The 10,822-nt window shown below is 69.0% G+C and carries 8 protein-coding genes and 1 pseudogene; 3 read left to right on the forward strand and 6 right to left on the reverse strand.

The genetic code is table 11. The annotated features are described in order from the left end of the window. Positions 1–3: 3 nt before the first annotated feature. Genes NJ1_RS32005 through NJ1_RS32020 form a run of 4 tightly spaced genes read right to left on the reverse strand, consistent with a single transcriptional unit; the run spans position 4 to position 5,130 of the window. Positions 4–1,656, reverse strand: a complete 1,653-nt coding sequence (locus NJ1_RS32005; RefSeq protein ID WP_067702000.1) for a dipeptide ABC transporter ATP-binding protein — start codon at positions 1,654–1,656, stop codon at positions 4–6. Beyond that, complete coding sequence (locus tag NJ1_RS32010; protein ID WP_067702003.1) at positions 1,656–2,516, reverse strand: ABC transporter permease; 861 nt, start codon at positions 2,514–2,516, stop codon at positions 1,656–1,658. Before NJ1_RS32010 ends, NJ1_RS32005 begins: the two co-directional genes overlap by 1 nt. Further along, positions 2,513–3,466, reverse strand: coding sequence for an ABC transporter permease (locus NJ1_RS32015; RefSeq protein ID WP_067702006.1), 954 nt, complete (start codon positions 3,464–3,466; stop codon positions 2,513–2,515). The genes NJ1_RS32010 and NJ1_RS32015 overlap by 4 nt, the downstream gene beginning before the upstream one ends. 5 nt (positions 3,467–3,471) lie before the next feature. Further along, positions 3,472–5,130, reverse strand: a complete 1,659-nt coding sequence (locus tag NJ1_RS32020; RefSeq protein WP_067702009.1) for an ABC transporter substrate-binding protein — start codon at positions 5,128–5,130, stop codon at positions 3,472–3,474. Between the two features lie 360 nt (positions 5,131–5,490). Here NJ1_RS32020 and NJ1_RS32025 point away from each other — a divergent pair, with 360 nt between their 5' ends. Genes NJ1_RS32025 through NJ1_RS32035 form a run of 3 tightly spaced genes read left to right on the forward strand, consistent with a single transcriptional unit; the run spans position 5,491 to position 8,918 of the window. Further along, positions 5,491–6,600 (forward strand): acyl-CoA dehydrogenase family protein, encoded by a 1,110-nt coding sequence (locus NJ1_RS32025; RefSeq protein WP_067702012.1) that lies wholly within the window; start codon positions 5,491–5,493, stop codon positions 6,598–6,600. Between the two features lie 21 nt (positions 6,601–6,621). Further along, on the forward strand, positions 6,622–7,686 hold the full coding sequence (locus NJ1_RS32030) for an LLM class flavin-dependent oxidoreductase (RefSeq protein WP_067702016.1): 1,065 nt from the start codon (positions 6,622–6,624) through the stop codon (positions 7,684–7,686). After that, the gene (locus NJ1_RS32035) at positions 7,683–8,918 is read left to right on the forward strand and encodes an MFS transporter (protein ID WP_067702019.1); all 1,236 of its coding nucleotides are present in this window, start codon (positions 7,683–7,685) and stop codon (positions 8,916–8,918) included. Before NJ1_RS32030 ends, NJ1_RS32035 begins: the two co-directional genes overlap by 4 nt. Before the next feature lie 54 nt (positions 8,919–8,972). Here NJ1_RS32035 and NJ1_RS32040 read toward each other — a convergent pair whose 3' ends face one another. Next, positions 8,973–10,310, reverse strand: coding sequence for an NtaA/DmoA family FMN-dependent monooxygenase (locus NJ1_RS32040; RefSeq protein ID WP_067702022.1), 1,338 nt, complete (start codon positions 10,308–10,310; stop codon positions 8,973–8,975). 32 nt (positions 10,311–10,342) lie between these two features. Beyond that, a pseudogene (locus NJ1_RS39870) lies at positions 10,343–10,822 on the reverse strand (LLM class flavin-dependent oxidoreductase); the annotation flags it as partial.

Raw genomic sequence — 10,822 nt, forward strand, 5'->3', positions numbered from 1 at the left:
GGTTCAGGCGGACGTCGCCAATGCGACCTCCGCACCGGGCACGGCTGCGAGCAGATCACGGGTATAGGGATCGGCGGGATCAGCGAAAACGCCGACGACGGTTCCGGTTTCGACGACCCGTCCCGCGCGGAGCACCGTCACGTCATCGGCCACCAGACGCACGACACCGAGATCGTGGGTGATGAACAGGTAGGTCAGGCCCTGCGACTGCTGCAGATCCACGAGCAGTTGCAGGATCTGAGCCTGCACCGACACGTCCAGGGCCGACACCGCCTCGTCCAGGACCAGGATGCGAGGATCCGCGGCCAGTGCCCGCGCGATCGCCACGCGCTGGCGCTGTCCGCCCGACAGTTCGGCGGGTTTGCGACCGCGGAACGAACGGTCCAGGGCCACCGCGTCGAGCAGGCCCGCTATCCGTTCGCGCCGCGCGGTGCCGCTGGACAGGCCAAGGGACACAAGGGGTTCGGCGATGATCTGCTCCACGTCGAACCTGGGGTCCAGCGAGGAGTAGGGATTCTGGTGCACGAACTGGATCCGGCGGCGCACCGGCCGCAGCTGCCTGCGCGAGAGCCCGGTTATCCGGGTGCCCTCGACCCACACCTCCCCCGAATCGGCGGTGGTGAAGCCGACCGCGATCCGCGCGATCGTGGACTTTCCCGCACCCGATTCGCCCACCAGGGCGTGAGTGGTCCCCGCGGTCACCTCGAGCGAGACGCCGTCGATCGCGCGCACACCGCCGAAGGATTTGGACAGCTCGTGCACCCGCAACAGGGTCGGCACCGAGGCAGCGGGCTGAGCAGCCCTGTCGCGGGGGGTGACGTTGCCCGGCACCCGCCTCGCCGGAGCGAGCCGCTCGCTGCGCCGGGAGGGCGCGGCGGCGATCAGCTTGCGCGTGTACTCGTGTTGCGGTGCGGCCAGCAGTGCCGCGGCCGGACCCTCCTCCACGATCCGCCCGTGCTGCATGACGATCAACCGATCCGAGCGCTCGGCCGCGACACCGAGATCATGGGTCACCAGCAGCACACCAAGCCCGAGCGTGGACCGCAGTTCGGCCAGGCGATCCAGGATCACCTTCTGCACGGTCACATCCAGCGCGGAGGTCGGTTCGTCCGCCACCAGCAGCGCCGGATCGTTGGCGAGCGCGATGGCGATCAGCACCCGCTGTTTCATCCCGCCGGACAGCTCGTGCGGGTACTGCCGGTAGACCCGGTCCACATCCCGCAACCCGGCCGATTCCAGTTTGGCCAAGACCAATTCGCGCGCCGCGCCCGCGTCGATCCGCCGGTGCAGGCGCAGCGCCTCGAGCACCTGGATGCCCACCCGCTTGACCGGGTTGAGCGAGGTGCCGGGATCCTGCGGCACGAATCCGACGAACGGGCCGCGCAACCTGGCCAGCCGCCGATCGCCCCACCCGGTGGTGTCTAGCCCGTTCAGCTCCAGGGCGCTGGCGCGGGCTCGGGCCGAATCCGGGAGCAGATGCAGCGCCGCGTGCACGGTGGTGCTCTTGCCGGAACCTGATTCACCCACGACGGAGACGAATTCGCCGGGCCGCACGGTCAGGGACACCCCCCGCACCGCGTGCGCGGCGGGCGCGCCACCTCGGGGCCGGTAGTCCACATGCAGATCCTCGATCCGCAGCAGTGGTTGCTCGCTCATCAAGACCCTCCCAGCGATCGTCCGATTCGGTTGGTGGACAACACGACCACGGCGATCAGCACGCCCGGCAGGATCGAGATCCACGGATAGGTGGCCAGGAAGTCCCGGCCCTCGGAGACGGCCAGTCCCCATTCCGGCTCCGGCGGCGGTGCGCCGTAGCCGAGGAAGCCCAGCGCGGCGACCGCCAGCACCGCCGAACCGCATTCCAGCGCGGCCAGCGCCACCACCGCCGTGACGGAGTTGGGCAGCACATGCCTGAACACCACGCGCCCGAAACCCGACCCGGCGCCGTAGGCGGCCTCGACGAAATCGCTGCCCGCCACCTTCAGCACCTCCGCGCGCATCACTCGCGCGAACGCGGCGACGGCCGAGATACCCACGGCCACAGTGATATTGATCGTTCCGTAGCCGAGCGCGGTGACCACGGTCATGGCCAGCAGCAGGCTCGGGATCGCCAGCAGCACGTCGATCACGCGCATGACAGCCGCGTCGATCCGGCCGCCGACGAATCCGCTGAACAGGCCGATCGTCGCGCCGAGGAAGAAGCCCAGCGCCACCGCCAGCAGGGTCGCGCTGACCGTGGTGGACGTGCCGTAGATGGTGCGCGCCAGCAGATCCCGGCCCAGCCGGTCGGTGCCGAACAGATGCGCCGCGCTCGGCGCGCTGAAGCTGGCATCCGAATCACCCTCGTACGGGTCGTATCCGGTGAACCACGACGGCGCGACCGCCCACGCGATCACCATGGCGATCACCACCCAGGACAGCGCGAGCCCCGGCCGGATACCCCTCGCGCGGCGCAGCAGCGCGACCGGCCACCCGCGCGTGCCTGGCACCGGGGTGAGGGTGTGCTGCGCGATCATGACGTGGTCCTCGTCCGCAGGCGGGTCCGCAGCCGGGGATCCAGCAGCGGATAGATCAGGTCGACCGCGAAGTTCACGCTCACGAACACCAGCGCCGCGAACACCACCACCGCCTGCACCAGTGGCACGTCCTGGGTGCGGACCGCGGTCTCGGTGAGTCGCCCCAATCCCGAACGGGAGAAGACGGTTTCGACGATGACCGCGCCGGCCAGTACCTGCCCGAACACCACCCCGGCGATGGTCAGCGCGGGCAGGCTCGCATTCTTGAGCACGTCCCGGATCAGCACCCACCAGCGAGTCGCGCCCTTGGCGAGCGAGACCGTCACGTACCCGGCCCGCAACCCGCTCTCGAAGTTCTTCACCAGTAGCTGGGCGATGGGAGCGGAGACGGGGATCGCGAGGGTGACCGCGGGCAGGATCAGTGCGTCGAGGCCGTTGTTCCCGATGGGCGGGAACCAGCCGAGCTGGAACGAGAACACTTGCAGCAGAGCCAATCCCAGCAGGAACACCGGCACCGACACCCCCACCGCGGGCAGGGAGGCGATCAGATCGGTGAGCCACCGGCTGCGAATTCCGGCGGCGATCAGCGCCACCGTCAACGCGATGGTCACCGCCAGCACGAGGGCGACCCCGGCCAGCAGCGCCGTCTGCGGCAGCACCGACAGGATCAGCGGCCACACCTGCTGACCGGTGCGGGTGGAGGCGCCGAAGTCACCGTGCGCGGCAGCCAGCAGCCGGTGCAGGTACTGCCCGATCAGGTTGTGGTCCAGGCCGTAGTACACGCGGGCGTTGTGCTTGTCCGCATCGCTGAGCATGGCCACGTCGTTCGGGTCGAACAGCACGTCCACCGCGTCGTAGGGCAGTACGTACAGCAGCAGGAAGGTCACCGTGTACGCACCCCACACCACGAATACGGCCTGGCCGAGCTTCGCGAGCACATATCGAGTCATGGCGGCTACTTCGGCTCGATCCAGGTGTCGTAGAAGACGTTCCGCGACTGCGCCTCGTAGCCGACGTTGTGCACCCGGGCACTGGCCGCGGTCACCTGGGCCGGGTTGTAGACCGGGACGGTGAGTACCTGATCGTCGAGCAGGAACTTCTGCGCGGCCTCGGCCGCCTTGGCACTCTGGGCCGGGTCCAGGGTCTTGCTCAGCGCGCTGAGGGTGTCGATCGCCTGCTGGTAGGCCGGATCGGTGGGCGCGAGCTTGGACATGTTGGTGTACTGCGGGGAGTACACCTGCTCGAGCACGGCGATATCGGCGCGACTCTGGTTGGCCACCTGGATGTTCCAGCGCTGCTGCTGGGTGGACGCGGCGGTGTAGTCCGGGATCGGCAGCACGTTGAGCTTCACGTCGATGCCGATCTTGCGCAGATCCTGCTGGATCAGCTCGTAGGCCGGCTTGTTGTTGACCAGGTTGCTGATGCCCAGCAGCGCCAGCTCCAGCCGCTTGCCCTCGCCGTTGACCCGGATGCCGTCCGCGCCCTTCTTCCAGCCCGCCGCGTCCAGGATCTGCTCGGCGCGCTTCTGGTCCTGGCGCAGGTCCTGCGAGAAGTCGACCCAACCCGGAACACGCTTGGAGACAACCGAACTCGATACCGCGTAACTGGGGGTGAGCACCGTCTTGGCGAGCGCGTCACGGTTCCAGCCCAGCTTGACCGCCTCACGCACGGCGCGATCGTTGGTCGGGAACAGATCCGTCTTGAGGTCCAGCGAGATGTCCCGGCCCGGAATGAGCTGGGGCACGATCCGATATCCCTCCGAGGCCAGCGGCGCCTCGTCGGTGTTGTTCACGTCCAGGATGGCGTCCACGGTGCCCGAGCGCAGTGCTCCGGTTCGCACGCCGGCCTCGGGAATGACGTCGATCTCGACCGCGTCCAGATAGGCGTCACCGTTGTGCTTGCGGCTGGCGGGCGCCCAGTTGTATCCGGCACGCTTGCGCAACACGGTCTTCTGCTGATAGACGTGCTCGGCCACCACGAACGACCCGGTGGCGACGATGTTCTGCGCCAGCGCGCGCTGATCCTTGGGCAGCTGCAGCGTCGAGTGGCCCACGATACCGGAGAAGTACAGCGAAAGCGCCTGCAGGAAACCGGCGTTCGGCCGGTCGAAGGTGACCTTGACCGTCGCCGGATCGAGGACGGCGGTGCCGACGTACCCGACCCAGTACGCGGTGACCGGCACGATGCCCAGCGCCTTGTTGCCCACGCCGAGCAGATCGAAGTTCTCCTTCACCGAGTCTGCGGTGAACTTGCTGCCGTCGCTGAAGGTGACGTCGTCGCGCAGATGGAAGGTGAACTCCCGCAGCTCCGGATCGATCTCCCACGACTTCGCCAGCCAGGGCTCGATCGCACCGGTGGCAGGGTTCTGATAGGTCAGCTTGTCGGTGATATTGCTGGTGATCAACGATTCCGGATAGGAACTGCCCGAATGCGGATCCAGATTCGCCGGGGCGTCCAGAACCGCGAATCGTAAAGTGCCGCCTGCGACCGGCGTACCGCCGTCATCCCCCGCCGGGGCGTGATTTCCGGATGCCGCGCATCCGGTCATGACGGTCGCGACCAGAGCGGCCGCGATGGCCGCCACCGCCGCTTTCGCGAATTTGCCTGAGGGCATATGAGAGAACTCCTCGAAATCACCGAGTACCGCGTGCTGATGTACCCCGAAGTGTGCACATGCGGCTCCGAACGAACAACCAAGCTGTTCTTCGTGAATCGTTCAGTTTTTGTGAAAAGTCATGCCGGGGACCACGCTCGGCCGAGTCGCCGGAATACGTGCGCGGTTAAAGCAATACGCCGGGAACAGCTGGACTCTCGGCGAATTTATGTCTGTACATATCGAGCAATTCCAGATCAGGTGGCGTAATCGGTGTGAACGCCGTTGTGTGCGATCCGCTTACCGCGCAAATCCGGGTTCATAATCCCGATGTCGAATTGCGGCCGGGCAGTCGTGCGGCACACGATCGGAAGGCGAGCGATGACAGCGGGCAGTACGGCGGTCGATGCCGCCGCGGCGGTGACGGCCGCGGACGACGATCCCTTCGTCGCGCGGGTGCGGGAGTACGCCGAAGGTGTGCTGCGTCCGGCAGCGCTCGACACCGATCGGAACGGGGTGAGTCCCGCCCGGATCACCGAACTCGCCGATCTCGGCCTGCTGAATCACCTGGCCCCGGCCGAGTACGGCGGCCTGGGACTCGGGCGGAACGCCGATCGGCGCGTGCACGAGATCATCGCGGGCGCATGTTTCAACACCTGGCTGGTGTGGGCGCAGCACGCTCCGCTCGCCGCGCGGATCGCCGAGTCCGGCACCGAAGACCGGCCTCTGCCGGAACTCGCGCAGCGGGTGCTGCGCGGCGAACTGCTGTTGGGCGCGGGCGTCAGCGATGTGCGCCGGTACCCGGACCACTACATCCACGCCCGGGCCGTCCCCGGCGGATGGATCTTCAGCGGCACACTGTCCTGGGTCAGCGGGTGGGGATTGAACTCGGCGCTGACCGTCGCGGCGGTGGATCCGCTCACCGACACCGTTGTCCTGGCACTGGTTCCGGTGAGCGAGAGCACCCGCAGCGCGGGCCCGCTGGAGCTCGCCGCGGTGGCGGGCAGTCGCACCGAACGCGTCCGGCTCGAGGAGGTCTTCGTCCCCGAGGACCATGTGCTGGCCGCGCACACGCTCGAGCACGCCAGATTCCTCGATCACGGCACCGCCGCCGATGCCCGGGGCCATCATTTCGGGCTCGCCGAAACCGTTCTGCGGGAGCTCGAGCAGTCCTCGCACGAGCTCGCGCACACGGTGGCGGCGACCTGGCGACCTCGGATCGCCGAAATCCGCAGTACCGCATACGCCCTCGCGGACGAGGCGGTTGCCCGCGGCGGCGGCACCCACCGTCTCGACGAGCGCCTGATCACCAAGGCCGCCAGCGGGGAGGCGCTCTCGATCATCACCCGCGCCCTGCTCATCGCCCGGGCCGGGCGCGGACTCGCCGGTGACGACACCGCCCAACTTCACGCTCGCTCAGCGCTTTTCGTGCTGGTGCAGGGGCAGACCACCGACGTCCGCCGAGCTCAGCTCACCCGGCTGGCTCGCTGAATCACGAACAGGAACACCTCGATGAGTCTCGAATTCCTCTGGTACATCCCGAATCAGGTCACTCCGGGCCACCGCGGCGAACCGGTCACCGACGCGCACAACAGCCTGGACACCCTCACCGAGCAGGCCCGCGCGCTGGAGACACACGGCTGGAAGGGCGCGCTGCTGGGCGCGGGGTGGGGCCGCCCGGACACCTTCACCCTGGCTGCCACCCTCGCCGCCCGCACCACCACCTTCGAACCGCTCATCGCGATCCGGCCCGGCTACTGGCGGCCGGCGAACTTCGCGGCCGCCGCGGCGACGCTGGATCAACTCACCGACGGGCGGGTCCGGGTCAATATCGTGTCCGGCCGCGACGATCTGGCCGCCTACGGGGACAGCGAGGGCGATCAGGCGCACCGATACGCCCGCACGAAGGAATTCCTGCAGGTGGTGCGCAAGCTCTGGACCCAGGAGCGGGTCACCTATCAGGGCGAGCACTTCGGGGTCGCCGACTCCACCGTGCAGCCACGCATCACACCGCGCCCGGGCAGACCGCACCCGAAGCTCTACTTCGGTGGCGCTTCCGAAGCAGCGGAACGGGTTTCGGCGACCGAGGCGGATGTGCAGTTGTTCTGGGGCGAACCGCTCGAGGGCATCGCCGAGCGGATCGAACGGTTGCGGGCGCTGAGCGCATCGCTCGGGCGTGAGCATCCGCCGTTGGAATTCGGGCTGCGGGTCACCACATTCGTGCGCGACACCACCGAACAGGCCTGGACCGAGGCCGAGGCCAAGGTGGCCGAGATGGCGGACCGGCATGGCGATCGAGAACAGAATCCGCACCGCCGCACCGCCGTCCGACAGCAGCGGCTACTGGATCTGGCCGCCCGCGGCGAGGTGCTCGACGACAATCTCTACACCACGCCCGGCAGGTACGGCGGCGGCGGTGCGGGCACCACCTGGCTGGTCGGGTCTCCCGAGGACGTGGCCAAATCCCTGCGCCGCTACCGAGACCTGGGCATCACTCACTTCGTGCTGTCGGACACCCCGTACCTGCCGGAGATCGAGCGGCAGGGCGATCAGCTGCTGCCGCTGCTGGCCGAATGAGCGCGGGGACGATCACTCCCGTCCACAGAGGCACCGCCTCCGAGCACGATCATCGGCGACGCCTGATCGCCGTGTTCGCGGTCACCCAGACCGTGGCGTACGGCGCGATGATCCAGGCGTTCACCGCCCTGCTGATCCCGATGACCGACGCGCTGGGGGTCTCGCGCACCGAGATCACCGTCGCGGCAACGATATCCACGCTGATCGGCGCACTCGCCGCACTGCCGGTGGGCACCCTGCTCGACCGGTACGGCGGCCGGGTGCTGATGACCACGGGGTCCGGAATCGGCGTGGCCGCGGTGGTGTTGTGGTCGCAGGCGCACAGCCTGGTTCAGCTGTATCTCGCCTTCGTGCTGATCGGCCTGGCCCTGGCCATGTCGACCTACGAGGCCGCGTTCGCGGTGCTGGTGGTCGCGACCGATGCCCGGCACCGCGACGGCGCGATCGTCGCGGTGACCATGATCTGCGGCCTGGCCACCAGCTTCTACTATCTGCTCGCGGGCTGGCTCGAGACCCAGCTGGGCTGGCGCGCAACGCTTCTGGTGCTGGCGGGTGTGCTGGCCCTGGCGTTGCCCGCGCACTGGTGGGCGGTGCCGGGCCGATCGGCGCATCTCACCCGGGTCGCGCAGCGCAGCGGTGTCCCGATCGGCGACGCCCTGCGCGATGCCCACTTCTGGTTGATGGTCGTGGCTTTCGTGGCGCAGAGCGGATCGACCTCGGCGTTCCTGCTCATGATGATGACGTACTTCCGCGACGTCGGGTATTCCGCGGCGGTGGCCGGGGCGCTCCCACTCACCGTGGGCGTGGCGCAGATCGGGTCACGGCTGGCGCTCGCGCCGCTGGCCCGCAGGTTCGGGATGACCACGGTGACCGCGTGCACCTTCGCGATCCAGGGCCTCGGGCTGGTGTCGCTGCCGCTGGCGGGCACCTCGCTGCCGCTGACCCTGGTGTGCGTCACCGCGTTCGGGCTCGGTTACGGCACCAGTGTGGTGGCACGACCCTCGATCGTGGCCGGCGCGTTCGGCGTGGCACGGTTCGCGAGCATCATCGCGGTCATGACGGTGCCGATCGCCCTGTCGCGGGCCGGAACTCCGCTCGCGGCCGCCTGGCTCAGCGATTGGCGATTTCTGGTGCTCACCGGTACGGCGTCCCTGATCGCGGCCTCGGCGCTGGTACCCGTGGCCCGCACGAGCGGCGCGGTCGCGGTGGCGCCGGAGAAAGTCGCCGGATAGAAACGGTCCGATCCCGGCTGTGGGATCGGACCGAATCGGTGCTGCCGGACCACCTCAGGCGGGGACGCTGTCCACGTCGTTCCCGCGGTGCCGGACGCTCAGACCGAAGCGCTCGCGCAGGGTCGGGGCACCGTATTCACGCTGAAAGAGTCCGCGCTGCTGCAGGATCGGCACCACGAGGGTGGTGAACGCCTCCAGGTCCACAGCGGTCTCCGCGGGCATGACGGTGAAGCCGTCGGCCGTGCCCGCCCGGTACCAGGACTCCAGATCATCGGCGACCTGCTCGGCGGATCCGACCAGCAGCCGATGTCCCGCGCCGCCCGCGCCGCGCTGGATCAGCTCTCGCGGGGTGCGCGGCCCCTCGGCCAGCAGCGCCCGGGTGGACACGCTGAACCCGGTCGAGAATGCCCCGCCGGGAACGGTATCGGGCAGGTCCGACGCACTTATCGGGTCTTCGGGACCGAAACTGCCTTCGGGCAGACCGAGATTGGCCAGCAGGGTCGTGGTGAGACGCTCGATCGGCAACTGCGCGTACAGTTTCCGCTCGCGCTCGCGCGCCTCGGCCTCGGTGGCGGCGACCAGCACCACCACGCCCAGCGAGATCTTCACATCGTCGGGATGCCGGCCCGAGGCGGAGGCGCGGCGGCGGATGTCCTCGCGGAAGGCCACGGCCTTGGCCTGGGTCTGGGCGACGGTGAACACCACGTCGGCGAAATCGCCCGCCAGCCGCAGTCCGCCCTCCGAGCCTCCGGCCTGCACGATCACCGGTCTGCCCTGCGGTCCCGGCGGCACCGGCAGCGGACCCGCCACCGAGAAGAACTCGCCCTCGTGATCGATGCGGTGGATCTTGGCGGTGTCGGCGTAGCGGCCCTCGGACTTGTCGGCGACCAGCCAATCCGGCTCCCAGCTGTCCCACAGCCGGGTCACCACGTCCAGGAATTCCCAGGCCCGGCGGTAGCGAGTCGTCTTGTCCGGATGCTCGGTCAGGCCGAAATTGGCTGCGGCAGCGGGGGTTCCGGTGGTGACGATATTGACCGCGGCCCGGCCCTTGGTCACGTGATCGAGTGCCTGGAAGCGCCGGGCCAGGTTGTAGGGCGAGTTGTAGGTGGTGGAGGCGGTGATGACGACGCCGAGCCGCTGGGTCACCGCGGCCAGATTGCCCAGCAGCACCAGCGGATCGATGCCGGTGCCGGGCGCCTCCTCGATCTCCCCGCGCAGGGCGGGGCCGTCGCCGAGGAAGACGGCGTCGATCGCGGCGGCCTCGGCGATCCGGGCCAGGCGCTGGAAGTAGTCGATATCGAGGTAGGCGAGCGGGTCCGCGTAGGGAGCACGCCAGGCGTGGCGGAAGTGCCCCGGTGTCATGAGCGACAGGTTCAGATGGAATCCGGGCATGGTGGCCTCTCGTGCGGCAGTGGGTAGGTGGGTCAGGCGAGCGCCGGGGACCAGCCCAGCGCCGGGGCCAAGTCCCGCGCCGTGGTCGTGAGCAGTCGCAGGTGCTCGTCGTGCTCCGGGACGCCCGGGACGAAACTCACCAGCAGATCGGTGATATCGGCCAGCGAGGGATCCGCGGCCAGTGCGGCGGCGAGTTCGGGCGCGGGCCCGACCAGGGCGTGATCGGCGTCGAGATACTCCGCGACATCGAGGTTCCCGATGCCCCGCTCGGCGGGAGCCCAGCTCTGCCAGCGGCGTACGCCGGGGGTGACGAGTTCCAGGGCCGCCGCCCGATCGGGATGCGGATACACCGCGCGGGAGGCTTGGACTCGCGGCGGCGCGTCGGTCCGGGTCCAGGCGCGGCGGTAGGCCTCGATCCAGGCGGCCTGGTTCTTCTGCGCCTGCGCCACGCTCCCGTCGCGCCATCGGGTCGCGCGCGAGAGCTGGAGCCCGTCGCCGGCGCGGGCGGCGGC

This window comes from Nocardia jejuensis NBRC 103114 (assembly GCF_001613145.1).
In the GTDB taxonomy this organism is placed as follows: Bacteria; Actinomycetota; Actinomycetes; order Mycobacteriales; family Mycobacteriaceae; genus Nocardia; species Nocardia jejuensis.